Raw genomic sequence first — 25,395 nt, 5'->3', positions numbered from 1 at the left:
ACATAAACCTATCATAAGTTTTGCTAATGCCGAGACTGCGTTTTTTTCGTTGGTCAAGGCAAGACCCCCCAGGGCACCCTTGGCCAAAACCGGAGGATGCCATGACCGTCACCGAACTGCGCCCCAACATGGATTATTGGGCCGAGCGTGTGGATCTGGCCGCCGCGTTCCGCTGGACCGCGCGGCTGAACATGCACGAGGCCGTGGCCAACCATTTCAGCCTGTCGATCAACGAGGATGGCACGCGGTTCCTGATGAACCCCAACCAGCGTCATTTCAGCCGGATCAAGGCCAGCGATCTGATCGTGGTCGATGCCAACGATCCCGAGACGCTGGAAGGGCCGGACGCGCCCGACCCCACCGCCTGGGGGCTGCATGGCGGATTGCATCGCCATTGTGCGCATGCCCGCTGTGCGATGCATGTGCATTCGATCTTTGCCACGGTGCTGGCCAGCCTTCAGGACAGCCGCCTGCCGCCCATCGACCAGAACTGCGCCACGTTTTACGACCGTGTGGTGATCGACGAGGCCTATGGCGGGCTGGCGTTTGAGGAGGAGGGCGAACGCTGTGCCCAACTGTTTCACGATCCCCGCAAAAAGGTCATGGTGATGGGCAATCACGGTATCATGGTGATCGGCGACAGCGTGGCAGAGACGTTCAACCGGCTCTATTACTTTGAGCGCGCCTGCGAGACCTATATCCGTGCCTTGCAAACCGGCCAGCCGCTGCGCGTGCTGCCCGATGAGATCGCCGAAAAGACCGCGCGCGAGCTGGAGGCCTATCCCGAACAGGACGCCCGCCATCTGGACGAGCTCAAGGCCATTCTGGACGATGAAGGATCGGACTACGCGCAATGAGCCTGCCCGACGATCCCGAAGCCCGCGAGGCCGCCCGTTGGAACCACCGCCCACCGGTGCCCATCGCGCAAAATCCGCTGTTTCAATGGCCGCCGCGCATAGGAAAGATCCTGCGCTGGTACGGCGCCTATTGGTTCGAGGTGTCAACCACCACGCTGTGTCTGGTGCTGGCCTTTGTCGCCTATTTCATGATCCTGCCACCGCTTGAGGCGATGCAACGCCTTGAGGCCGGGTGGATGATCCGCGTCTGGCTGGCCAATCTGGTGCCGCAATGCCTGTGCGCAGGGCTGCTCCATTACTGGCTGATCATGCGCAAAGGGCAAAACGATCAGAGGAAGTTCGACCCGCGTGACCAGAACCGTTCGAACGGCAGTTTCACCTTTGGCAATCAGGTCTGGGACAACATGTTCTGGCATATCGCCAGCGGCATCACGCTGTGGACGCTGGCCCAGATCGGCGTCTTCTGGGCGATGGCAAACGGCTTTGCGCCCGGTCTGCTCTTTCCCGACAACCCTGTCTGGTTCGTGGCGCTGTTCGTTCTGCTGCCGATCTGGTCGAGCTTTCACTTTTACTGGGTGCATCGGTTGCTGCATTGGCCGCCGCTCTACCGTGCGGCGCATGCGCTGCATCACCGCAACGTCAATGTCGGACCGTGGTCGGGTATTTCGATGCACCCCATCGAACACCTGCTCTTTTACACCAATTTCCTGATCCATCTGGTGGTGCCCAGCCATCCGCTGCACGTGATGTTTCACGGCTATGTCCAGTCTACGCACCCGGTCTTTTCCCACTCGGGGTTCGAGAATCTGATGGTCAAGGATCAACCGCAGCTCAAGATGGGCGTGTTCTTCCACCAGCTCCATCACCGGTATTTCGAGTGCAACTACGGCACGGTCGAGATGCCCTGGGATCGCTGGTTCGGCAGCTATCACGATGGCACGGCCCGGGCGACGGACGAAACGCGGGCGCGCAAGACACAGATGTATACCCGGTGAAATTGCGCGCTTGAGGGTGGAGCATAAATAGGTGTCAGGCCCGTCGCAGCGGCCATTTAAGCGGAGAAGATGATGCAATACGGTCTGACCGATGAGCAGGAGATGATCGCGGCCACAGTGCGGAGTTTCGTAGAAAACGAGATCTATCCGCATGAAGAGATCGTAGAGCGCACCGGCGAGGTTCCGCAGGAGATCGCGCGGGAGATCAAACAAAAGACGATCGATCTGGGGTTTTACGCCTGCAACTTCCCTCAAAGCGTCGGCTGCGCCGGGCTGAACCATATCGCGTTCGCGTTGGTCGAGCGAGAGCTGGGGCGCGGGTCGATGGCGCTCAATCACTTCTTTGGGCGGCCGCAGAATATCCTGATGGCATGTGAGGGCGAGCAGATCGAAAGGTATCTGATGCCCGCCGTGCGGGGCGAGCGGATGGACGCGCTGGCCATGACCGAACCGGGCGCGGGTTCGGACGTGCGGGGGATGAAATGCGCCGCCATACGCGATGGTGGCGATTGGATGATCAACGGGACCAAGCATTTCATCAGCGGCGCGGATCACGCCGATTTCCTGATCGTGTTTGTCGCAACGGGCGAGGATCAGACACCGCGCGGTCCGAAAAAACGCATCACCTGTTTCCTGGTGGATCGCGGCCATCCCGGCTTCACGATCCGCGACGGCTATCAATCGGTCAGCCATCGCGGCTACAGGAACATGATCCTCGAGTTCGATGACTGCCGGGTGCCCGATGCGCAGGTTCTGGGCGAGGTCGATGGCGGATTCGAGGTGATGAACACCTGGCTCTACGCCACCCGAGTCACGGTGGCCACGATGAGCGTGGGTCGCGCGCGGCGGGTCTTTGACTATGCGCTACGTTACGCCGCCGAGCGCGAACAGTTCGGCCAGAAGATCGGCAAGTTCCAGGGCGTGAGCTTTCAGATCGCCGACATGATCACCGAGATCGATGCGGGCGATCTTTTGACGCTGGCGGCGGCGGACCGGCTGGACAAGGGGCTGCCTGCCAATCGCGAAATCGCGTCGGCCAAGCTTTACGCCTCGGAGATGCTGGCGCGGGTGACCGATGCGGCGATCCAAATCCATGGCGGGATGGGACTGATGGATGATTACCCGCTGGAGCGATTCTGGCGGGATGCACGGGTCGAACGGATCTGGGACGGAACAAGTGAAATCCAGCGCCACATCATCTCGCGCGATCTGCTTCGGGCGCTGGGGGCATGAACCGGTTTCGAATGGGCTGCGCCCATCTGACCGATGTGAGGGGCCAGCCCCTCACACTCCCCGGGAATATTTCTGGCCAGAAGAAGCAGGGGAGAGCCTGTAACCCTCCCCTGTCCAAAGAAACATCTGACGATGCTTCTCCTGGCGCGGTCATCGGCGTCCCCGCCTGTACCGCCTGAACAGGGTGCACATTAATGGTTAATAGTTTGTTGCTTCTTCTGGCCAAAAATATTCCCCGCCGGAGGCTCCGACATGGGCTACCGGCGCAGGTGACCAAATGACACGTGACCTGCGCCGCCTGTTGGCACCCCGAACAATCGCCATTATCGGTGGCGGCGCCTGGGGGGCGTCGATTGTCGGCGCGGCGCGGCGGGTCGGCTTTGATGGGCGGATTTATCTAGTTCATCCCAATGCCAAGACCTTGGCCGGGTGTACCTCCGCGCGGTCGCTGGCCGCGATCGAGAGTCCGATCGATGCCGCCTTCATCGCCGTGAACCGGCACACCACAGTGGGGGTTGTCGCAGACCTTGCCGCCAGCCAGGCCGGGGGGGCTGTGTGCTTTGCCTCCGGTTTCTCCGAGGCGGTCGCCGAGGATGGCAGTGCGACCGATCTGCAAGCGCGGCTGGTGGAAGCCGCAGGAGTGATGCCCATTCTGGGGCCGAACTGTTACGGCTTTATCAATGCGCTGGACAAGGTGGCGATCTGGCCGGACCAGCATGGAATGGCGTCGGTGGAGCGCGGCGTGGCGATCCTGACCCAAAGCTCGAACATTGCGATCAACCTGACCATGCAGCGCCGCGCCCTGCCGATTGCCTATATGATCACCTGCGGGAATCAGGCGCAGGTCTCGCAGGCCGAGATTGCAGAGGCGCTGCTTGATGATGACCGGGTCAGTGCGATTGGCCTGCATATCGAAGGGTTCGGAGAGACGGCGCCTTGGGTCGCTCTGGCACAAAAGGCTGCGGACAGAGGCATCCCGCTCGTTGCGATCAAATCCGGGCGATCCGTGCAGGCGCAGCAGGCAACCATTTCCCATACTGCGTCGCTTGCGGGCAGCGATGCGGGCGCGCAGGCTTTGCTGGACCGGCTGGGGATCGCCCGTGTCGATGATCTGCCCGCCTTTCTGGAGACCCTGAAACTCCTTCATGTCTTTGGGCGGCTCCAGAACGGACAGCTGAGCAGTATCAGCTGTTCGGGGGGCGAAGCCAGTCTGGTCGCCGACAGTATCGAAGGCCGCGCGTTAGAGTTTCCGCCACTCACCGATGCGCAAAAGCGCGATCTGCGGGCCGCACTTGGACCGATGGTGGCCCTCGCCAACCCGTTGGACTATCACACCTATATCTGGCGCGACACCGAGGCGATGATCGCCGCGTGGACACCCATGGCCGCAGACCATGTCGGCCTGACCTTTGCCATTGTCGATTACCCTTACACCGACGCGGACGATTGGGACTGCGCGACGCAAACCGCCTTGTCAGTCCGCGCCGCATCGGACAGGCCCTTTGCGATGGCCGCGACACTGCCAGAGTTGATGCCACAGGATGTGGCGCATCATTTGATGGCAGGCGGTGTCCTGCCTGCCTGCGGGCTGCGTGAGTTGCTGATAGCCGCAGAGATCGCGAGCCGGCCTGTCAGGTTGGAGCCTGAGATACCGCTGAAGGCTCCGGAACTGGGTGGCCCGGTCGCCCTTGTCGATGAGGCGCGCGCGAAGGCAGAATTGTTGGATTACGGCCTCGACGTACCCCGGTCGGTGGTCTTGCAAAAGACCGGCGACCTTGCGGCGGCGCGCGAACTCTCCGCACCGCTGGTCGTCAAGGGGATGGGGCTGGCGCATAAATCCGAGATGGGTGCCGTTCGTCTGGGTGTGGGTCACGCGGAGCTTGCCAGGGCCGTTACCGAGATGCCGGGCAAGAAGGTTCTGATCGAAGAAATGGTGACTGGCGGTGTGGCAGAGCTGCTGATTGGAGTGACCCGGGATCCGGCGCATGGATTTGTGCTGACCCTGGGCGCGGGCGGTGTCTTGACAGAACTTGTGCGCGATACCGTCTCATTTCTTGTGCCAACCACGCGCAGGCGGCTGGAAGATGGTTTGCGCGGTTTGAAGGTCTTTGTCCTGTTGCAAGGCTATCGCGGCACGCCAGCCGTCAACCTGCACGCGGTGCTGGATGCGATCATGGCCGTGCAACTTTATGTGGCGGATCACGCCGACCTATTGGATGAGTTGGAGATAAACCCATTGATTGCGACACCCGACATGGTGGTCGCGGTGGATGCAGTGATCAGGAAAGGATGATGATATGGAGCCGGTGAAAACGCGGTCGGAGGGCGCTGTTTTGGAGGTGACCCTGGACCGGCCCAAAGCCAATGCGATTGATCTGCAAACCTCACGGCTCATGGGGGACGTATTTGCCCGGTTCCGGGACGATCCCGATCTGCGGGTGGCGATCCTGACCGGCGGGGGTGAGAAATTCTTTTGCCCAGGATGGGACCTGAAGGCCGCCGCCGATGGCGACGCGGTGGACGGCGACTACGGGGTTGGCGGATTTGGCGGGTTGCAGGAGCTGCGCGATCTCAACAAACCGGTGATTGCCGCGGTCAATGGCATTGCCTGCGGCGGCGGTCTGGAGCTTGCCCTGTCCGCGGACATGATCCTTGCGGCCGATCACGCAAGCTTTGCCCTGCCCGAGATCAGATCTGGCACGGTGGCCGATGCGGCCAGCGTCAAGCTGCCCAAGCGCATCCCCTATCACATCGCGATGGAGCTGCTGCTGACCGGGCGCTGGTTCGATGCAGAAGAGGCCAAGCATTGGGGTCTGGTCAACGAGATCCTGCCGCGCGATCAACTGATGAACCGTGCCTGGGAGCTGGCGCGGCTTTTGGCGAGCGGGCCGCCTTTGGTCTATGCAGCGATCAAGGAAATCGTGCGCGATGCCGAGGACGCCAGGTTTCAGGACGCGATGAACCGGATCACCAAGCGGCAGCTGCGCAGTGTCGATGTGCTCTATTCCAGCGAGGATCAGTTGGAAGGCGCCCGCGCCTTTGCCGAGAAACGCGATCCTGTCTGGAAAGGCAGGTAACCCGACTGAGCGCCTGCGGCGCACGCCATGCTGGCCCTTCGGGCCGATTGGCGCCCGGAGGCAGACGCAACGCCTTACCTTTTGCGGAAACTGGCGATGAGAGCCGTGTCATCCCTGTGGGATCCCAAAGCGCGCTCGCCATAGATACGCGTTTCGGTCAGGATGAGATCCGACAGCGTCGGGCCAAGCCTGTCGAACGCGGCGCCAAACCCAGCGCTTTGAAAATGCTGGACGTTGATGGAAAGAGCAAAACGCGCGCCAGGGCGCGCGACACGCAAAAGCTCATCAAAAGCCGTGGGGCCCACATGGCCGGTGGTGAAGGTCCCCGATGAGACGATGCCCGAATAGGTGTCATTCGGTATCGGCAGGCCTTGGGTCAGATCAGCCTCGATCGCGCGCGCATAGACCCCTTTTTGCATGGCCTGGTGCAGCATTTCGGGACTGATGTCGGTCGCCTCGATCGGGTGAACCCCAAGCGCTGCCAGAGCCTGCCCGCACAGGCCGGTGCCCGCGCCCACATCCAGAACAGGGCCTGTGCCCCCCATGGTGGCAAAGGCTTGCGCGGCGTGCAGGTGCAACTCATACCCGGTCTCTTGGGCAAAGCCGGTATCATAGGTTTCGGCCCAACCGGCATAGAGCGCGCGTGACTCCTGAGGCGTTTTCAGGGCATAGGCGCTGTCGAGATTAGGCGTGTCGTCATCCATCCGCTATCAAATCCATGGTCAGCGATTCGGATCAACCGCGTTGACTGGCGGGGCTTGCAGAGCGCGCGCGCACACCGCATCTAGGGTTTATGAACAAGACATTACTTTCATTCGGTCATGGCTTTTCGGCGGCGGCATTGACCCGGTTGCTCGTGCCGCAGGGCTGGCGGGTTTTCGGCACGACCCGTACTGCAGAGCGGGCCGATGCGATCCGTGCGACGGGGGTGACGCCCTTGATCTTTCCCGGTGAGGGGATGGAGGAGGCCCTGTCCGAGGCAACGCATCTGCTGATCTCGGCCGGCCCCACTGAGGCGGGCGACCCCGTTCTGACGGATCTGGCGGATCAGATAACAGAGGCGGCACCCAGACTGAAATGGGCCGGATACCTCTCCACCACCGGTGTCTACGGCGATCATCGCGGCGGATGGGTGGATGAAGCCACGCCCCTGACCCCATCAACCCGACGGGGAGTTTGGCGCAAAGAGGCCGAGGCCGCCTGGCAAGCGATCCCTGCTCTGCCGTTACATATCTTTCGTCTGGCCGGTATCTACGGACCCGGGCGTGGGCCATTTGCCAAGGTGCGCAGCGGCACCGCCCGACGGATCGTGAAAGAAGGCCAGGTGTTCAGCCGCATCCATGTGGATGACATCGCCCAAGTTCTGGAAGCTTCGATCCGCCACCCCAATCCCGGCGCGGTCTACAATCTCTGCGACGACGATCCGGCTCCGCCAGAGGATGTAATCGCCCATGCGGCTGAACTTCTTGGGCTGGCTGTGCCGCCCGCAATCCCTTTTGAAGAGGCGGAAATGACGCCGATGGCGCGCAGCTTTTACGCCGAGAGCAAGCGGGTGCGGAACGAGCGGATCAAGGATGAGCTTGGCGTCCGGCTGATCTATCCCGATTATCGCGCGGGTTTGGCGGCGCTTTTGGCGGATGATACGACCGGCTGACAGCCCTGCAATGTCCCAGACAGCGGCGTGCGCGGGCAAAAAGATTGCGTGCGGCATCATCGCAGGCCATTCTCAACACGTATTTTAGTGTTTGATTTTGGAGGTTGACGGAATGCGTGGATGTCTTTTTGCGTCAGTTCTGGCCCTTATGGGAGCGTCGAGTGCGGCGGCGGCATTGACATGCGGCAATACCAGCGCCGGGTTCGAGGCATGGAAATCGGAATTTGCCGCCTATGCAAGAGATCAGGGTGTTGGCGACCGTGGCTTGGAAGCGCTGGCCCGGGCGCAATATGCCTCGCGCACGATTTCGGCAGATCGCAATCAGCGCTCGTTCCGCTATAGCCTGGAGCGGTTCATGGAGGTCCGTGGCGCGGCCACGATTGTCGCACAAGGACGCAAGCGCAAGGCCCGCAATCCGGAATTCTATCGGGCGCTGGAACGGCAATACGGGGTGCCCGCCGGTGTTTTGATTGCCATCCATGGTATGGAAACCGCCTTTGGCGGCTTTATGGGCGACAGCTCGGTCGTTTCGGCGATCGTGACGCTGACCTTCGATTGCCGCCGGTCGGACTTCTTTCGGCCCCATGCCATCGGGGCGCTCAAGCTGGTCGATAAGGGGTCCATCTCTGGTCAAACCAAGGGGGCCAAACATGGGGAGCTGGGCCATACCCAGTTCTTGCCGGGCAACGCGATTACCTATGGCGTGGATGGAAATGGCGACGGCACGGTGGATTTCTACAACCTGACGGACGCTATGGCATCGACCGCGAATTATCTGCGGCGCAAGGGTTGGAGGCCCGGGCGCGGATACCAACCCGGCGAGCCGAATTTCGCAGTAATCGAGGAATGGAACGCCGCCACGGTCTATCAAAAGGCGATTGCGATCATGGCCGGACAGATCGACGACTAGTCTGCCAAAACGGCTGCACCGGGATTTTGGATGACGAATGTGTGGATGCTGAAGATGACTGCTTTGGTCCGTGGCAAGCGGAGGATGGATTGCTTTTCACTGCGCAGATACGGGGCGGTTGCCGCGTCGACCTGTGCCCGAGAAGACTGGACCGAGCGGGGTTGATGCAAGCTGGCATCGGCATAGGGCAAGAAATTGAACCGCCACATCGGGCGGCCTACCTGAACGCCATCGAACAGGCGCTGCACCCGGGCAGCAATCGGCGTGTCATAGGAGGGGACCGGCCGATGGATATCGCTCAGCGGCCGCATGAACTTCTCATCAAGGCGCCAACTTGCCGGAAAGCACAGGATCGCGCCGGTCAGCCGATGTTCTGAACCGCGCTTCTGAAGAATGCACAAATCCTCCTGCACAAGGCGACCCAAAGTGCCGAGCGGATCCGCGCGATCCAGCCTTATCGCAATGCCATCTGGCCGCCGTACCCGATCAGCGTCTACGACATAGCCACGCTCTGGCAACCTCCGGAGCAGATCGACCGTGAGATCGAGCAGTTCGTCGGCTGCAGCGGTTGCATGGGCGTCCAGGGCCAGAACATCCGCGCGTTTGTTTGACAAGAGCTGCACGCGCTGCTCCATCTGAAGCGCGAACGCGTCATCTACCACCAACCAGTCATCAGGCGGCAATGGACTCACCCCCGGCATTGGGCGGGGAGTTACGTCATAGGGGATCTGCCGTTGCAGAACGGGCACCTGACCGGTGCTGCGCGACGGCGGATCGTCTATCATATCGAGTGCATTCCCCTGACCACTGGGACAGCATCATAGACAATTCGCTGCGAGGTTCGAGCCGCCAAACCAACGCCGTCATCCAGCGGCGCGCATCCGGGTGTTGCGCTCAAAGGTGGCGGGACGCGCAGGACCGAAGGACCGCACCAGTTGATCGAGCGCCTCTGCCTGCTGGGTCAACTCCCGCACGCTGGAAGTGCTGTCTTGGGCACGATGGATGGCATGACGTCCCGCATCTTCGAGGTTGGAAAGCGCGTCGGATGCCCGGGCAATGCCCGCCACCTGAGCGTCGCATTTCTGGTTGATTTCGGCTGTGTGCGCGACGATTTCCCCCACACCTTCCTTGATGTTGCTCAGCACAGTGCCGACACGTTCCACGACCGTTACCCCTTCGCCGATGTCCTCGACGCTTTGCCGGACCAGTTCGCGGATTTCAGAGGCTTCACGCGCTGTGTCCTGCGCCAGCGTTCGCACCTCTTGGGCAACAACGGCAAATCCGCGCCCCGCTTCGCCAGCGCGGGCGGCCTCGACCGATGCGTTCAGCGACAGCAGATTCGTCTGGAACGCGATCGAATCAATGACCCCAACGATATTCTCGATGCGCGCCGATCCCTCCTTGATCCGCGCCATGACTTCGGTCGCCTCTCTGACAACCTGGTGACCTTCGCCGCTCTTGCTGTCAGTGGCATCCGCCATCCGACGATTCGATTTCAGCTTGGCCACTGTTTCCGTCACCAGAGTTTCAACCGAGCGCACAGCCTCAAGAGCTTGCGCCAACCCTTCGGATTGAGCGGCCTCCGCCTGAGATGACGTCTGCGCATGTTGGGCGAGGTCGCTGCTGGCATGTCCGATCCGGCCCGCCAGATCCGTGATATTGCGGATCAGTTTCGCACGCTCAGTGAGATCGGCATTGATTGCGCTGACCAAATTCCCCAAGGCGCCGGTTGCACCAGGAGGAACACGCACCGAGACATTGCCTGCCGCATTGTTGCGAAACGCCGCCAGAACGGCATCCATCGTTTTTCGACGCTCCGTGACATCCGACGCGAGTTTCACGATTTTTTCGATCTGCCCGCGGTCGCCGAAGACCGGGCTATAGCTGGCTTGAAGCCACAGATCAGAACCGGATTTGGTCCGGCGGAGGTATTCACCTTGATGAAACTTGCCAGATCGGAGCGTTTGCCAAAACTGCGCATAGTCGGGGCTGTTGGCATACTCGGACATCACAAACATCCGATGGTTTTTGCCGACAATCTCGTCCCGGCGGTATCCCAGGGCGTTGCAGAAAAGCTGATTGGCGTCCAGAATGGTGCCGTCCAGGTCAAGCCAGATGATCGCGTGCACCTTGTTCATCGCATCGATCAGGGCCCCGTTGGCCGGATGCCAAGGTTGATCGCCAGAGCCCGCTCGGTCTTTGCCAAACAGCATAATCCGGATTCCTTTCGTTTGCTGTGATCGGGATATCCCACCAGCCCTTAAGAACTGGTTTCGCCGTCTGAATACGACGCGAAGCGACGTCGCTTTTTTGCGGTCGTCCATGTTTCTGCGGCAATAGCCTTGGAACACAGACAGGAGATTTTCTGATGAACACCCACTATCGCGATGCCCGCAAAATCGATCCAAACAAGGGCGCGGTTCTGGGCGATGGCAGCCCAAATGACAGCGACCGGATCGAAATCGGACCGACCCAGTTGGCGTTTGGCGAATGGGAGGCGGCGGGGCTGACACCGCCCAATCTGGATGCGATGCGGCGCTATCGCTGGGCCCGTCTGACGCGGCATATCGTGGATCGGGGTTATGCGGGGCTTTTGATGCTCGACCCGCTCAACATCCGTTACGCCACAGATTCAACAAATATGCAGCTTTGGAACACCCACAACCCGTTTCGCGCGGTTCTGCTGTGTGCCGATGGGTATATGGTGATCTGGGATTACAAGAATTCGCCTTTCCTGTCCCAGTTCAACCCATTGGTCCGCGAACAACGGTCTGGCGCCTCGATGTTCTATTTCGCCAATGGGGACCGGATCGATCCCGCCGCAGACCTGTTCGCCAATGAGGTGCGCGTGCTGCTTGAGGGGCATGCCCGTGGCGACAGACGCCTGGCGGTCGACAAGATCATGCTGCACGGCGCACGCGCGCTGGAAGCCCAGGGGTTCGAGATCATGGATGGCGAGGAAGTTACAGAGAAGTCGCGCGCTGTCAAAGGGCCGGATGAGATCCTGGCGATGCGCTGTGCCAACCATGCGTGCGAGACCTCGGTGCGGGCGATGGAGGACTTTGCCCGCGCCCATGTGGGTGACGGCAAGACTTGCGAAGATGACATCTGGGCCGTGTTGCATGCGCAAAACATCCACCGTGGTGGAGAATGGATCGAAACGCGGCTGCTGTCGTCGGGTCCGCGTACCAATCCGTGGTTCCAGGAATGTGGGCCGCGGATTTGCCAACCCGATGAGATTATCTCGTTCGACACGGACCTGATCGGGTCCTACGGTATTTGCATCGACATCTCGCGCAGTTGGTGGATCGGGCCCGGCAAGCCGCGCGCCGACATGATCTATGCCATGCAGCATGCCCATGAACATATCATGACCAACATGGCGATGCTGAAACCGGGTGTCATGATCCCAGAGCTGACGGCCAATACCCATGTGCTGGACGACAAGTATCAAGAACAGAAATATGGCTGCCTGATGCACGGAGTGGGGCTGTGCGATGAATGGCCTCTGGTGGCCTATCCCGACATGGCGGTGGAGGGCGCTTTTGACTATCCGCTCGAGCCAGGCATGACGCTCTGCGTCGAAGCCGCCGTGGGAGAAGTCGGAGGAGATTTCACGATCAAGCTCGAAGATCAGGTATTGATCACCGAGGATGGGTACGAGCGCCTGACCACGTATCCATTTGATCCCGCGCTGATGGGCGACAACTGAACCTCGGCCAAAGAGACAACACTTTTGACCAAAATTCCCGGGCACCGCCCTTGGTCGGGTAACAGGCGCCAACTACCCCAGGTGGGAGGATCTTCGTCGAAAACCCTCTTTGGTCACGCGCGTTTCTCACCGATCTGCGCAACTCCAAGCACATCGAGCACCTTGGCCTCGATATTATCTGCATTCATGCCGGCGACCCGGTACATATCCGCCGGACCCGCCTGATCGATGAATATGTCCGGCAGCACCATGGATCTGAATTTCAGGCCGTGATCGAAGACGCCTTCATCACCCAGGAGCTGGGCCACGTGGCTGCCGAACCCACCCACTGCACCTTCTTCTATGGTAATGAGCGCCTCATGATCGGCCGCAAGGCTCAGAATCAGGTCGCGGTCCAGCGGCTTGGCAAATCGGGCATCGGTGACAGTGGGATTGATCCCCTTGGCCTCCAACCCTTCGCAGGCCTTCAAAACCTCCGACAAACGGGCGCCAAAGGACAAGATTGCCACTCGGCTTCCTTCCCGGATGACCCGGCCTTTGCCGATCACCAGCGGCTTCCCCCGTTCCGGCATGTCGACGCCCGTCCCTTCGCCTCGCGGGAAGCGGAAGGCGATCGGCCCTGCATCATGCGCCGCGGCTGTGGCCACCATATGCACCAGTTCAGCCTCATCCGCCGCGGCCATTACGGTAAATCCGGGCAAGTTCGCCAGATACGCGATGTCGAAACTGCCCGCATGGGTGGCGCCATCCGCACCGACCAGCCCAGCCCGGTCGATCGCGAACCGCACCGGCAGCCGCTGGATCGCCACGTCATGAACGACCTGATCGTATCCGCGCTGCAGGAAGGTCGAATACATCGTGCAAAAGGGCTTCATCCCACCCGCAGCCAGTGCTGCGCAAAAGGTCACACCGTGCTGTTCGGCGATGCCCACATCGAAACACCGGCTGGGATAACGTTCGGCAAAAAGGTTCAGCCCGGTGCCGTCCGGCATCGCGGCGGTCACAGCACAGATCTTGTCATCCTCCGCAGCCTCACGGATCAGGCTATCGGCATAGACACGCGTATAGGAGGGCGCGTTTGAAGGCGCCTTCTTCTGTTCTCCCGTGACAATGTCGAATTTCGCCGTCGCATGGCCACCGTCACGGGCGCTTTCGGCCGGGCCATAGCCCTTCCCTTTCTTCGTCAGGACATGGATCAGGATTGGCCCGGTGGCGCGGGCCTTGACCGTGCGCAGCACCGGCAAAAGCTGGTCCATGTCATGCCCGTCGATGGGGCCGAGATAGGAGAAACCCAGCTCTTCAAAAAGCGTCCCGCCCACGGCCATGCCTTTCAGCATCTCCTTGGCGCGTTTTGCGCCCTCGCGGAACGGTTCGGGCAAGAGCGACACCGCCCCCTTGGCCGCCGCCTTGAACTCCTGGAACGGCTCTTCGGCGTAAAGACGCGAGAGATAGGACGACAGCGCACCGACCGGAGGCGCAATCGACATCTCGTTGTCGTTCAGAATGACGATCAGGCGCTTTTTCAGATGGCCTGCATTGTTCATCGCCTCGAACGCCATGCCCGCGCTCATCGCACCGTCACCGATCACGGCAATCGCATCGCCCAGCCCCTCGGGCGTTACCCCGCCCAGATCGCGCGCGACGGTAAAACCCAGCGCTGCCGAGATCGACGTAGAGCTATGCGCGGCGCCAAAGGGATCATAAGGCGATTCCAAGCGCTTGGTGAACCCGCTCAGCCCGTCCTTCATCCGCAAGGTGCGAATGCGGTCGCGCCTGCCGGTCAGGATCTTGTGCGGATAACACTGATGACCCACATCCCAGATCAGCTTGTCCCGTGGGGTGTCGAAAATCGCATGCAGCGCGACGGTCAGTTCCACCACGCCCAGGCCAGCACCCAGATGACCTCCGGTAACCGACACAGCGGAAATCGTCTCGCTGCGCAGCTCATCGGCCAGTTGTCGCAACTGGGCATCGCTGAACGGCTTGAGATCGGCGGGCTTGGATACGGTGTCGAGGAGCGGTGTATGAGGGCGGTCTGACATGACGCCTCCTTTTGGGGCGCTGGGGTTAGCTGCGGCGCGAGATAGCGAAACGCGCGGCGTCCCGCAAGCATTCGGCTTCTTTGCCATAACAAGATAGCGCGTCGCAGGCTTGCGTCACCAGATCCTCTGCGCGGCGTTTCGCCCCGTCGAGACCCAGCAGCGACACGAATGTCGCTTTCCCGGCTTGTGCATCCTTGCCCACGGCCTTGCCAACCTCGCCCGCATCCCCCTCGACATCCAGAATGTCGTCGGCAATCTGAAAGGCCTGACCCAGGGCGGTGGCATAGCGGCCCAGATCCGCCGGATCGTCACCGGCCAGCCGTGCGCCGGCTTCCGCCGACCATCGGATCAGGGCCCCGGTCTTGCCTGCTTGCAACTGGGTGATCTCCTCCAACGTCAGAGGCCGCGCCGCCGTCTCTGCCGCGATGTCGAGGGCCTGACCCAGGACCATGCCCTTGGCGCCGCTGGCCCGTGCGAGGCTGCGGGCCAGATCCGCGCGGACCTCCCCCAAGCCGACCTCGGGATGGGACGCCAATTCAAACGCCAAAGTCTGAAGCGCGTCACCCACCAAAACGGCCGTTGCCTCGTCCCATTGAATATGAACCGTGGGCCGTCCCCGGCGCAGGTCGTCATCATCCATGCAGGGCAGATCGTCATGCACGAGGCTATAGGCATGCAGTGCCTCGATCCCGGTAGCGGGCCAGATCGCACGGGCCGGTGCGACCCCATGCAGCCGTGCCGCTTCGAGCACCAGAAACCCGCGCAGCCGTTTGCCGCCCTGGGTCGCATAGGCCATGCCGTGAACAACAGGCAGATCGTCCAGCCCCGACAGCACGTGATCGAACTGCGCCTGAATGCGCGCAGCCACCGCGCTCAACCGCGCCTCGAGCATGGCTCAGAGTCCTTCGGCAGGCTTGGTCCCGGTCGGGTTTCCCTCCGCATCCAGCGTGATCGCGGCAACCTTTTCCTCGGCGCGTTTCAGTTCTTCCTCACAGCGCTTCTTCAGGGCCGCACCTCGCTCGTAAAGCGCGATCGAGGCATCCAGCGCCACATCGCCCTGCTCCAACTGATCGACCACGGCCTCCAGCTCTCGCATGGCATCTTCGAATGTCATTTCGGATACAGGGGTATCGCTCATCTTGCGGCCTTTATTAGTTCGTCTACATGGGCCCGCGCACTTTCGGACAGGGCGTTCAGATCATAGCCGCCCTCAAGTGTCGAGACCACCCGCCCTTCGCAGAGTTCATGCGCCAGTGCGCAAAGCTCTGCCGTGAGCCAGGAGAAATCCTCCGTCTGCCAATTCAGATTGGCAAGCGGATCATCGGCATGGGCATCAAACCCTGCCGAGAGGATCAACAACTCGGGCCGAAAAGACCGAAGGCGCGGAAAGACCTTGGCCTTATAGAGCGCGCGCATCTCGGCCCCGCCCGTGCCGGGATCGAGCGGCAGGTTGAGCACATTGCCATGCGCGCCGGTCTCGGACGGGTTGCCGGTGCCCGGCCAAAGCGGCATCTGCTGGCTGGTGATCACCAATGCGCGGGCCTCGTCCCACAGAAGGTCCTGCGTGCCATTGCCGTGATGCACGTCGAAATCGACAATCGCGACGCGGCTCAACCCATGCACGTCCAATGCGTGTTTGGCAGCAAGTGCTGCATTGCCAAAGAAACAAAACCCCATCGCGGTGTGGCGTTCGGCGTGATGCCCGGGCGGGCGCACGGCGGCAAAGGCATTGGGTGCCTCACCGTCCAGCACCAAATCCACAGCCTTGATCGCAGCCCCCGCCGCGCGCAAGGCGGCCGCAACCGTGCCGTTCGACATCCAGGTATCCGCGTCGATCTGATGATGACCCTCTACAGGTTCCCACCCCCGAATATCCGCAATATGGCTTTGAGGATGCCCCCGGGTCAGGTCCACGTCTCGGGCCAGCGGGGCCGAAATGTAGGCCACGTCTGCACCATCCAGCGCGTGCAGCACATGCTCCAGCCGCGCCGCGCGCTCAGGATGACCCTCAGGCGTGATATGCCCCAAGCAGTCCGGATGCGTGATCATGGCTGTTTTCATGGCCGGGCTCCTCTTTTGTCGCTCCGTTGCAGACCGCTCCCCGCACCCTCAATCGGGCGACAGCATATATCCCGCCCCCCGCACCGTTTGCAGGTAGCGCGGCTGTTTGGGGGTCTCTTCGATCTTGCGCCGCAGCCGGGTGATCTGCACGTCTACCGCGCGCTCCTGGGCCTGGCCGCGATCACGGCCCAGATCTTCAACGAGTTTGGTGCGGCTCACCGCCTCTCCCGGGCATGCGGAAAAGATCTTCATCAACTGGCTTTCCGTCGCTGTCAGCCGCACGAGCTCATCTCCGCGCCACATCTCGCCCCGTTCCAGGTCATAGCGGATCGGCCCCAGATGCAGGATTTTGGGCACGGTTTCCTGCGATGGTGTCTCGGGCATGCGTCTCAGGATCGCGTTGATCCGCAACAGGAGTTCCTTGGGCTCGAACGGTTTGGTCAGATAATCGTCCGCGCCAGCCTCCAGCCCCGCGATCCGATGCTCGGTCTCGCCCTTGGCCGTGAGCAGGAGAATAGGCGTCTCATGCGTCTCGCGCAGACTGCGGGTCAGCGACACGCCGTCCTCGCCCGGCATCATCACATCAAGGATGATCATGTCAAAATCCAGGCCCGACAAAACCCGCCGTGCATGGGCAGCATCGCGCGCGGCACTGACAAGAAATCCGTTGCGCATCAGGAACTTCTTGAGAAGCTCCCGAATACGCTCGTCGTCGTCCACGATCAGCAAATGCGCATCGAGATCCGTCATTGGCCGGAATCCCGCAGCCGCACATAGGTTCGCTTCAGATCCGGTTCGATCATCGCCTCCAACACCTTGCGAAATCCCGCCACCGCCTCCGGGCCCGCATTGCGAAAGGCCGCCCGCATGCGCGCGCGCTGCGCATCCGAAAGCTGTCCCTCCAGATCGGCGCCCGCGTCGGTCAGAAACAGATGGCGTTCGCGTTTGTCGGCAGTGCCCACGCGGCTTTCGACCAGACCGTCCTCGATCAGGGTCCGCAGCACCCGATTGAGCGACTGTTTGGTCACACCGAGGATCGACAACAGGTTGTTCACCGTCGTGCCAGGCGCGCGATTGATAAAATGGATGGCTCGGTGATGCGCCCGGCCATAGCCCTTGTCCGACAGGATCCGGTCAGGATCAGCCGTAAACCCGCGATAAGCGAAGAACATCGCCTCAATCCCCTGCCTCAACTGCTCATCGGTCAAAAAAAGAAGGCTCTCTCCCGAATACGCTTGCAGCTTGCGTCCCTCAGACATCACCGACCAACTCAATCTCATGCTCATTTTTTCGGAGCTTACGTCAGCCTTGTTGACATTCCAACAGTGAAAAGGTATCGAATCGCAGTTTTGGCGAAATATTATGTCCACATCGGACGCAAACACGCAATAAATGCAAACGCACAAGGATGTGCAGGAGGATATGAAAATGGCAGGTTATGATGATCGTGACGGCCTGATCTGGATGGATGGCAAGCTGACCGACTGGCGCAAGGCCCAAGTCCATGTCCTGACCCATGCGATGCATTACGCCAGTTCCGTCTTTGAGGGAGAGCGCGCCTATAACGGCAAGATCTTCAAAAGCCGGGAGCATTCCGAGCGTTTGCATTTCTCTGCCGGAGAGTTGGATTTCCAGATCCCCTTCACCGTGGATGAGATTGAGGCGGCCAAGCAAGAAGTGCTTACCGTGAACGGGCTAACAGATGCCTATGTCCGGGCGGTTGCCTGGCGCGGGGCGGGCGAAGACATGGGTGTTGCATCAGCACGCAACCCCGTTCATCTGGCGATCGCGGCCTGGGAATGGGGCAGCTATTACGGCGACGCGAAATTCAAGGGTGCCAAGCTCGATATCGCGAAATGGAAACGCCCCAGCCCCGAAACGATTCCCGTCCATGCCAAGGCCGCAGGGCTCTATATGATCTGTACGACCTCGAAACACGCGGCCGAAGCCAAAGGCTGTTCGGATGCCCTGTTCATGGATTACCGCGGCTATGTGGCGGAGGCGACGGGCGCCAACATCTTTTTTGTGAAAGAGGGTGAGGTGCACACGCCAGATCCCGATTGCTTTCTCAATGGGCTGACCCGTCAGACGGTGATCGGCATGCTCAAAGACCGCCAAATCAAGGTGCATGAACGTCACATCATGCCCGAAGAGCTAGAGGGTTTTGAGCAATGCTGGCTCACCGGGACCGCTGCGGAGGTGACACCAGTGGGCCAGATCGGTGAGTTCAATTTCCAGGTCGGAACCCTCACGCGCGACATCGCGGAAGGATACGAAAAGCTTGTCCGGGCCTGACAAGCGCCACCTATCGTACCTTGCATCAAGGCAGTTAAGGGGCTCTGCCCCACGCTACGCGCTCCCCCGGGAATACTTGAAGCCAGAAGAAGCATTGGGCACATCTGGATGCTTCTTCTGGCCTTAAATATTCCCAGGGTTTGGGACAGTGTCCCAAGGCCCGTGCGGCCCAGCACAAAAAAATCATGTGCGGCGAAGCCGCTCCGGCAAATCAGATCTTACGCCGCCTTACCGATGGCGAGGGCGGAACGCATCTCTGCAGCGATCTTTTCGGCCATCATGATTGTCGGCGCGTTCGTGTTGCCGCCGATCAACCTTGGCATCAGCGAAGCATCAACCACACGCAACCCCTCGGTACCGTGCACACAGCCCTGGGGATCTGTCACCGCCATCTCTCCGCGCCCCATCGCGCAAGTCCCGACGGGGTGATAAATCGTGTCGGCGCGCGCGCGGATATCGGCCTCCAGCCCAGCGTCGCTGCCATCATGCGGATAAAGCCGCTTGCCCCGCCAAGGCGCCAGAGGCTCAGCCTCCAGAATTGCCTCCATCTGGCGTGCCCCCTTCTTGAGAAGCGCCAGATCGCGCGGATCGCTCAGAAACGCAGGATCGATCCGGGGCGGGTCGGCCGCGCGCGCTGACTGCAGACCAACATGCCCCCGGCTATGCGGTCTCAGCACACAGACATGGCAGGAATATCCGAACTTCAGATGGATCTTGCGCATGTGATCATCCACGATCCCGATCACGAAATGGAGTTGCAGGTCGGGCCGGTCCACGCCGGGATCTGAGCGCAGGAATGCACCCCCTTCGGCAAAGGGTGTCGCAAAAAGGCCGGTCCCGTCCTTGCGCCAGCGCAGCCCGGCACGCGCAAGCTTGCCCAAGCCTTTGGGCGATAGGCCCACCACATCGTCACGTTTTGAATGGTAGGTCAGGATGTAATCGAGATGATCCTGAAGGTTTTGGCCCACGCCCGGCAGGTCATGGGCGACATCGATCCCATGCTGGGCCAGTTCATCGCGTGGCCCGATGCCTGACAAGAGCAGCATCTGCGGCGAGCCGAACGCACCGCCGCAGAGGATCACCTCGCGCGTGGCCTCCAGAATGAACCGTTTACCCCTGCTTTGAACCTCGACCCCTGTGGCACGGGTCCCGTCCAGAACAACGCGGCGTGCTTGCGTATGGGTCATGACCGTTAGGTTGGGCCGTTCCATTACACCAAAAAGGTAGGCAGCAGCAGCCGAACATCGCGCACCCTTTTGCGCACCATCGTGAAACTGGGTCACCTGATACAAGCCAACACCCTCCTGCCGGTCCCCGTTGAAATCGTCGTTGGCGCGGATCTGACGCTGTGTTGCGGCCTTTACAAAGGCATGGGTGATCGCGCGTGGTTCAGACTGATCCGCCACTTTCAACGGGCCTTCACCGCCGTGCAGCGCGTCAGGCCCGCGCGCATTGCCCTCCGCGCGTTTGAAATAGGGAAGAACGCTTTGCCAGTCCCAGCCGTCACAACCCAGATTGGCCCATTCATCGTAATCCGCCGGGTGCCCGCGCACATAGAGCATCGCGTTGATCGCGCTCGATCCGCCCAACGCCTTGCCGCGCGGCTGAAACCCGCGCCGCCCGTTCAGCTCGGGCTGGGGCTCGGTTTGAAAGGCCCAGTTGTTCAGCTTGGGCCTGCCCGAGATCATGCCCGCCACCAGCGCCGGCGCACGGATGAGCAGGTCCCGTCCGCCCCCTCCCGCCTCGATCAGACAGACGCTGAGTCTGGGATCCTCGCTGAGCCTGGCGGCCATCACAGATCCTGCCGACCCTCCGCCGACAATGACGTAGTCGAATGTCATGAGCCCTGCCTCCCTCTTGGCTTCCCAAAAGGCTAAGGCGAGCTTGGGTGCTGAGGCAAGGCCTGCGTGACGGCGATACCGCTCAGGCGGGAAGCTGCCCGGTCAGGACATAGCGCAAGACCTGCACGACCTGCACCGGCTCCTCGGCCACGGCAAGGGCTGCGGCATGAACTTCCTTTAGCGCATGCTGATGCTCCGGCAGGTTCAGCACGATCAGGGATTTGCCCAGCGCCGCAGCATAACCCGCGTCGAAGGCTGCATTCCACTGACGATACTTCTCGCCAAAGCGGACAACGACGATATCGGCATCGGTAAGCCCCTTGCGGGTGCGGATCGCGTTGACCATGGCACCTTTGTGATCGTGCCAGTACTTGTCAGGCTCCGCCCCCAGGATCGCCACCCCGCAATCGTCCGAGGCGGCGTGATCGGTGACGGGGCTGGTGAACACAACATCCAGCCCTTTGGCACCCTCGATAATCTGTTCGCGCCAATCGGTGTGGATTTCGCCCGAAAGATAAACATTCAACGTCATTGGCCCTGCCTTTCTGTTCGCCTGGATCCTTGTGACACTCGCGCACCCAACGGGTGGGCACAAGGTCGCGTTACCCGCGCAGGGTCCCACCTGTTGCCTTGGTCACTTTCTCGACGATCCTGGCGCTCACGGCCTCGATATCGGCCTCTTTCAGCGTCGCGTTGCGCGGTTGCAGGCGCACCGTCATGGCGATGGACTTCTTGCCCTCACCCAATGAGTCGCCCACGAACTCGTCAAAGACATGCACATCCTCGATCAGCGCCTTGTCGGCGCCAGCGGCGGCATTGACCAGCGTCAGTGCCTCGACCTGGGCATCCACCACAAAGGCAAAGTCCCGCTCCACCGCTTGCAGATCGCTGATGTCGAGGGCAGCACGGGTGGCACCGGATCTACGCGGCATCGGCACTTCATCGGGCCACAGCGTAAACGCCATTGCGGGACCCTTGACGTCCATCGCATTCAGCACTTTGGGATGCAGCTCTCCAAATACACCCAACACCTTCTTGGGGCCCAGGCAGATCATGCCGTGCCGACCGGGATGCCACCAGTCCGCCGCACCGCGCAGAATCTGCACCTTGGCGGGCGCACCAATGGCGTCCAGCACGGCCTCCGCATCCGCCTTCACATCATACAGATCGACGGGGCGCGAGGCGCCATGCACATCCTTCGGGCCGGTCCGACCGACCAGCAGACCACTCACCAGGCTATGCTGTTCGCCCGGCTCTCCGCCATGAAAGGCCGGACCAACTTCGAAAAGCGCGAGATCCATGATCCCGCGCGCCTGATTGCGTGCGGCCGCCTGCAAGAGGCCAGGCAGCAGCGCTGGGCGCATATGGCTCATCTCGGACGAGATCGGATTGTCGAGCATCGTGTGATCGGTGCCCCCGCCAAAAAGTGCAGCGGAGGATTGGTCGATGAACGAATAGGTCACGCATTCGTTGTACCCAAGTGCCGCACAGGTGCGCCGGGCTGCGGTTTCACGCCGTTGTTTCGGTGTCATGACCGGTTTGGGCACGCCCGGGGTCAGCCGCCTCAACGGGCGCCCTTCTAACTTGGTGAGAGAGGCGATGCGCGCCACTTCCTCGACCAGGTCGGCCTCGCCCTGCACATCGGGGCGCCAGCTGGGCACATGGGCCTGATTGCCCTCCAGCCGAAAGCCAAGCGCCGTCAGTGTCTGGCGCTGCTCGCTTTCCGGGATATCGAGGCCGACGAGTGACTGCACCCGCGCGGCATTCAGCGTGTAGGCCCGCGCATGATCCGGTACGGCGCCCGCCACGACCACATCGGAGGGCTCCCCGCCGCAAAGATCGAGGATCATCTGCGTTGCCGCCTCTAGGCCCGGCAGGGTGAATTCCGGGTCCACCCCCCGCTCAAAACGATAGCGCGCGTCCGAGTTGATCCGAAGCGACCGACCGGCCAGTGCAATTTGGATATGATCCCAATAAGCGCTCTCGAGAAAGACATTGACGGTCTCTTCGGTGACGCCGGTGGGCGCGCCACCCATGATACCCGCGATGCTCTCGGGCCCCTCATTGTCCGAAATCACCATCATGCCCGGCTGAAACGTGTATTCCTTGTCATCAAGCGCCATCAGCGTCTCGCCGCCCTTGGCGCGGTGAATACGCAGGCCGCCGGTGACCTTGTCGGCGTCAAAGACGTGCAACGGGCGGTTCCGGTCATAGGTGAAGAAATTGGTGATATCGACCAGGGCCGAGATCGGACGCAGCCCGATGGCGCGCAGCTGGTCCTGCAACCATTGTGGCGAATGCCCGTTCTTGACGCCCCGGATCAGCCGGCCCGTGAACAATGGGCATCCATCCAGCGTGTCATCCTCGATGCGGACCGGGATCGGACAATCGAATGCGCCCGGGACGGGCAGGATCTCCACCGGTTTCAGCGTGCCCAGACCGCGCGCCGCCAGATCGCGGGCAATCCCCGCCACGCCCAGCGCATCGGGGCGGTTGGGCGTGATCGCGATCTCGATCACCGGGTCGACCTTGGCCGGATCATTCTCGGCCAGCCAATCGACAAACCGATCTCCGACAGCACCCGAAGGCAGCTCAATGATACCGTCATGCTCGTCCGACAGTTCCATCTCGCGCTCGGACGCCATCATGCCAAAGCTTTCGATGCCACGGATCTTGCCCACGCCAATGGTGGTATCGATCCCCGGCACGTAAACACCCGGTTTGGCCACGACGACTGTGATGCCCTCACGCGCATTGGGCGCGCCGCAGATGATCTGCTTGACGCCTTCATCGGTCTCGACCTGACAAACGCGCAGCCGGTCGGCATGGGGGTGTTTCTCGGCGCTCAGCACGCGGCCGATGGTAAAGTCAGATAGCCGGTCCGCCGGGTTCGAGATCTCTTCGACCTCCAGCCCCAAATCGGTCAATGTCTCGGCGATCTCGGCCACCGATGCGGTGGTTTCGAGATGGTCCTTGAGCCAGGAGAGGGTGAATTTCATCGGCTTGGCCTCTGCATGCGGTATCGGCAGAGCCAATGACAAAGATTGCGGCAAGGTGCAAGCGTGAGGCGCCCTGGGTGGGAGTGAGCTGCTCCGCAATAGTTGGACAGGTTCTGGCGTAGAGTGAGCTACTTTTTGGACCTGCTGATCGGGTTGAGTTGCTTCGGTTCGCTGCCAGTAGATCACAACGGGTGGTTTGGCGCCAAGAGCGGAATGGGGACGTTTGTGACTGTAGAAGTCCATCCACTTGGTGACACCGGCCTTGGCCTCTGATCCGGTTTCCCAAGCATGCAGATAAACGCATTCGTATTTCAGGGACCGCCAAAGCCGTTCAACAAAGATATTGTCCAGCAACCGGCCTTGCCATCCATCCATTGCCCGGCAGGCGATTTTGTTAAGCAAAATCGGCCGAGAGGGGAGACACGCACGTTTGAACGCCGCAGGAAGCCTGTCCAGGCGAAGGATGTAAACTGGCTGCCCTGGACGCCTTTCTGAGGGTCAAGCGACGATCTGAGACCGATTGATCTGTTTCTGGCGCCTCATGATCTCATGATAATGCCAAAGACTTCGCGCGCGATGTAGTGTTTGAGGCTGCGAATGGCTTCAAGCTTTGAGTTTCCAGATGCGATGCGTCTGGCGACGTAGGCCTGGGTGCGCGGGTCTACGCAGAACCCGGCCTCCAGCGTGTTCGATATGCGCCAGGCCAAAACCTTGCGGGTGTGCCAGTCCATGATGGCGACCAAATACACGAACCCCTTGCGCATTGGCAGGTAGGTGATGTCGGCCGCCCAAACCTGGTTGGGTCGCGTCACCCGCAAGCCACGCAGCAGGTAGGGGTAGATCTTGTGCCCCTTGGGCAAGGACATCACCAAGCTGGAGCGTCAGATAGACAGCTTTCTCGACAAGATCGCCGATGCCTCCAGTGATCACGTCGCTCGCGCCTATGAGCGTAAGATCGCAAAACTGGAAACGGAGAAGATGATGGCGGAGCAAAAACTGGCTCAGGCAGGCACCATGGGCAAGGGCAAGCCGGAAAAGATAGAACTCGCTCTGAAATTTCTAACAAACCCTTGGAAGCTCTGGACTTCCAATGTCATGGAGCACCGCCGTTTGGTGCTGAAACTGGCCTTTGCGGAGCGTCTGCCGTACACTCGAAATGAGGGGTATAGAACTCCCAAAAACCACCTTGCCCTGCAAGGTGTTAGAGGGGTTTCAGAGGTCGATTTGTGAAATGGTGCCCCCACACGGACTCGAACCGCGGACCTACTGATTACAAATCAGTTGCTCTACCAGCTGAGCTATAGGGGCTAAGACCGTTGGCCTTTTGCACGCGGGCCGCTCCGGCACACCCGCTTTGCGACGATATGCCAAAACCATTTCTCGGATGCAACAAGGAATACGACATCTCAAGCGCCGCGCGAGACCTTAATCGACACAGATCAGGATGGGATCACCAGGGTCTATATCCAGGATGGGGTGCTCCAAATGTAAGAGCGACGGCCCGTGACCGATCAAGAAGCAAGGCTGCCCAGCGGTCAGCCATGCTGCTGCAGGCCGACTTGGAGTTGGAGTTCTGGACCTGTCGCGGTTTGATGCGCCAGACCGGCCTATCGGTCGTGCGAACGCGCAAACACACGGTCACGACCATTGCCGGGCAGGCGATTGCAAAGCAATCTGCCGAGAGGGCGACAGGGACCACAAGTTCAACATCGCACCGAA

The 25,395-nt window shown here is 61.0% G+C and carries 22 protein-coding genes, 1 tRNA gene and 2 pseudogenes; 10 read left to right on the top strand and 15 right to left on the bottom strand.

All coding sequences use genetic code 11. The annotated features are described in order from the left end of the window. The first annotated feature begins 101 nt into the window (after positions 1 to 101). From HEP69_RS03355 to HEP69_RS03335, 5 genes are all read left to right on the top strand, one after another. Positions 102 to 857 carry a class II aldolase and adducin N-terminal domain-containing protein gene (locus HEP69_RS03355; protein WP_290557107.1) on the top strand — a complete coding sequence of 252 codons (756 nt, stop codon included), beginning with the start codon at positions 102 to 104 and terminating at the stop codon, positions 855 to 857. Next, complete coding sequence (locus HEP69_RS03350) at positions 854 to 1,852, top strand: sterol desaturase family protein (protein WP_290557106.1); 999 nt, start codon at positions 854 to 856, stop codon at positions 1,850 to 1,852. Before HEP69_RS03355 ends, HEP69_RS03350 begins: the two co-directional genes overlap by 4 nt. A gap of 72 nt (positions 1,853 to 1,924) precedes the next feature. Then, complete coding sequence (locus HEP69_RS03345; protein WP_290557105.1) at positions 1,925 to 3,085, top strand: acyl-CoA dehydrogenase family protein; 1,161 nt, start codon at positions 1,925 to 1,927, stop codon at positions 3,083 to 3,085. 277 nt (positions 3,086 to 3,362) lie between these two features. Then, a complete protein-coding gene (locus HEP69_RS03340; protein WP_290557104.1) occupies positions 3,363 to 5,378 on the top strand; it encodes an acetate--CoA ligase family protein in 2,016 nt (671 codons plus the stop codon). Positions 5,379 to 5,382: 4 nt separating this feature from the next. After that, the gene (locus tag HEP69_RS03335) at positions 5,383 to 6,162 is read left to right on the top strand and encodes a carnitinyl-CoA dehydratase (protein ID WP_290557103.1); all 780 of its coding nucleotides are present in this window, start codon (positions 5,383 to 5,385) and stop codon (positions 6,160 to 6,162) included. Between the two features lie 74 nt (positions 6,163 to 6,236). Here HEP69_RS03335 and HEP69_RS03330 read toward each other — a convergent pair whose 3' ends face one another. Then, positions 6,237 to 6,866, bottom strand: a complete 630-nt coding sequence (locus tag HEP69_RS03330; protein WP_290557102.1) for a class I SAM-dependent methyltransferase — start codon at positions 6,864 to 6,866, stop codon at positions 6,237 to 6,239. Between the two features lie 89 nt (positions 6,867 to 6,955). Here HEP69_RS03330 and HEP69_RS03325 point away from each other — a divergent pair, with 89 nt between their 5' ends. Both HEP69_RS03325 and HEP69_RS03320 read left to right on the top strand, forming a co-directional pair. Next, on the top strand, positions 6,956 to 7,816 hold the full coding sequence (locus tag HEP69_RS03325; RefSeq protein WP_290557101.1) for an SDR family oxidoreductase: 861 nt from the start codon (positions 6,956 to 6,958) through the stop codon (positions 7,814 to 7,816). Between the two features lie 112 nt (positions 7,817 to 7,928). Further along, a complete protein-coding gene (locus HEP69_RS03320; protein WP_290557100.1) occupies positions 7,929 to 8,726 on the top strand; it encodes a lytic murein transglycosylase in 798 nt (265 codons plus the stop codon). On the opposite strand, the gene HEP69_RS03315 is transcribed toward HEP69_RS03320, so the two are convergent. Beyond that, a complete protein-coding gene (locus HEP69_RS03315) occupies positions 8,723 to 9,511 on the bottom strand; it encodes a DUF3445 domain-containing protein (RefSeq protein WP_290557099.1) in 789 nt (262 codons plus the stop codon). The two genes, HEP69_RS03320 and HEP69_RS03315, sit on opposite strands and share 4 nt — an antisense overlap. Positions 9,512 to 9,589: 78 nt before the next feature. Next, a complete protein-coding gene (locus HEP69_RS03310) occupies positions 9,590 to 10,939 on the bottom strand; it encodes a methyl-accepting chemotaxis protein (RefSeq protein ID WP_290557098.1) in 1,350 nt (449 codons plus the stop codon). A gap of 155 nt (positions 10,940 to 11,094) precedes the next feature. Between HEP69_RS03310 and dddP the strand changes: the two genes are divergently transcribed. Further along, positions 11,095 to 12,438, top strand: a complete 1,344-nt coding sequence (gene dddP / locus HEP69_RS03305) for a dimethylsulfonioproprionate lyase DddP (protein WP_290557097.1) — start codon at positions 11,095 to 11,097, stop codon at positions 12,436 to 12,438. 113 nt (positions 12,439 to 12,551) lie between these two features. Here the strand turns inward: dddP and dxs are convergent, their stop codons facing one another. Genes dxs through HEP69_RS03275 form a run of 6 tightly spaced genes read right to left on the bottom strand, consistent with a single transcriptional unit; the run spans position 12,552 to position 17,800 of the window. Further along, positions 12,552 to 14,480, bottom strand: a complete 1,929-nt coding sequence (dxs, locus tag HEP69_RS03300; RefSeq protein ID WP_290557096.1) for a 1-deoxy-D-xylulose-5-phosphate synthase — start codon at positions 14,478 to 14,480, stop codon at positions 12,552 to 12,554. Between the two features lie 25 nt (positions 14,481 to 14,505). Beyond that, positions 14,506 to 15,372, bottom strand: a complete 867-nt coding sequence (locus tag HEP69_RS03295) for a polyprenyl synthetase family protein (protein WP_290557095.1) — start codon at positions 15,370 to 15,372, stop codon at positions 14,506 to 14,508. A gap of 3 nt (positions 15,373 to 15,375) precedes the next feature. Next, entirely contained in the window at positions 15,376 to 15,618 is a 243-nt protein-coding gene (locus HEP69_RS03290; RefSeq protein WP_290557094.1) for an exodeoxyribonuclease VII small subunit, read from the bottom strand. Beyond that, complete coding sequence (locus tag HEP69_RS03285; RefSeq protein WP_290557093.1) at positions 15,615 to 16,541, bottom strand: histone deacetylase family protein; 927 nt, start codon at positions 16,539 to 16,541, stop codon at positions 15,615 to 15,617. Before HEP69_RS03285 ends, HEP69_RS03290 begins: the two co-directional genes overlap by 4 nt. Before the next feature lie 48 nt (positions 16,542 to 16,589). Further along, on the bottom strand, positions 16,590 to 17,291 hold the full coding sequence (locus HEP69_RS03280; protein WP_290557092.1) for a response regulator: 702 nt from the start codon (positions 17,289 to 17,291) through the stop codon (positions 16,590 to 16,592). Further along, positions 17,288 to 17,800: a MarR family transcriptional regulator gene (locus HEP69_RS03275; protein WP_290557091.1), complete on the bottom strand. Its 513-nt coding sequence runs from the start codon at positions 17,798 to 17,800 to the stop codon at positions 17,288 to 17,290. The genes HEP69_RS03280 and HEP69_RS03275 overlap by 4 nt, the downstream gene beginning before the upstream one ends. Before the next feature lie 169 nt (positions 17,801 to 17,969). On the opposite strand from HEP69_RS03275, the gene HEP69_RS03270 reads away from it, so the two are divergent. Continuing rightward, a complete protein-coding gene (locus HEP69_RS03270; RefSeq protein WP_290557219.1) occupies positions 17,970 to 18,836 on the top strand; it encodes a branched-chain amino acid aminotransferase in 867 nt (288 codons plus the stop codon). Between the two features lie 218 nt (positions 18,837 to 19,054). Here the strand turns inward: HEP69_RS03270 and HEP69_RS03265 are convergent, their stop codons facing one another. The 5 genes and pseudogenes from HEP69_RS03265 to HEP69_RS03245 all read right to left on the bottom strand — a co-directional run. Beyond that, positions 19,055 to 20,677 (bottom strand): GMC family oxidoreductase N-terminal domain-containing protein, encoded by a 1,623-nt coding sequence (locus tag HEP69_RS03265; RefSeq protein ID WP_290557090.1) that lies wholly within the window; start codon positions 20,675 to 20,677, stop codon positions 19,055 to 19,057. A gap of 82 nt (positions 20,678 to 20,759) precedes the next feature. Next, positions 20,760 to 21,209 carry a YtoQ family protein gene (locus tag HEP69_RS03260; RefSeq protein ID WP_290557089.1) on the bottom strand — a complete coding sequence of 150 codons (450 nt, stop codon included), beginning with the start codon at positions 21,207 to 21,209 and terminating at the stop codon, positions 20,760 to 20,762. 70 nt (positions 21,210 to 21,279) lie between these two features. Beyond that, positions 21,280 to 23,676: a phenylalanine--tRNA ligase subunit beta gene (gene pheT, locus HEP69_RS03255; protein ID WP_290557088.1), complete on the bottom strand. Its 2,397-nt coding sequence runs from the start codon at positions 23,674 to 23,676 to the stop codon at positions 21,280 to 21,282. Between the two features lie 201 nt (positions 23,677 to 23,877). Continuing rightward, positions 23,878 to 24,152, bottom strand: a pseudogene (locus tag HEP69_RS03250) (integrase core domain-containing protein); the annotation flags it as partial. A 22-nt stretch (positions 24,153 to 24,174) separates the two neighbouring features. Then, positions 24,175 to 24,527, bottom strand: a pseudogene (locus tag HEP69_RS03245) (DDE-type integrase/transposase/recombinase); the annotation flags it as partial. Between the two features lies 1 nt (position 24,528). Here HEP69_RS03245 and HEP69_RS03240 point away from each other — a divergent pair. Next, entirely contained in the window at positions 24,529 to 24,906 is a 378-nt protein-coding gene (locus HEP69_RS03240; RefSeq protein WP_290557087.1) for a hypothetical protein, read from the top strand. A gap of 2 nt (positions 24,907 to 24,908) precedes the next feature. Here HEP69_RS03240 and HEP69_RS03235 read toward each other — a convergent pair. After that, positions 24,909 to 24,984: transfer RNA gene (locus HEP69_RS03235), tRNA-Thr, on the bottom strand. Positions 24,985 to 25,395: the final 411 nt, after the last annotated feature.

The organism is Aestuariivita sp., assembly GCF_021404545.1.
Classification (GTDB): Bacteria; Pseudomonadota; Alphaproteobacteria; order Rhodobacterales; family Rhodobacteraceae; genus Aestuariivita.
Note: the sequence above shows the minus strand (reverse complement) of the source record. Positions and strands in the feature narration are given on the sequence as shown.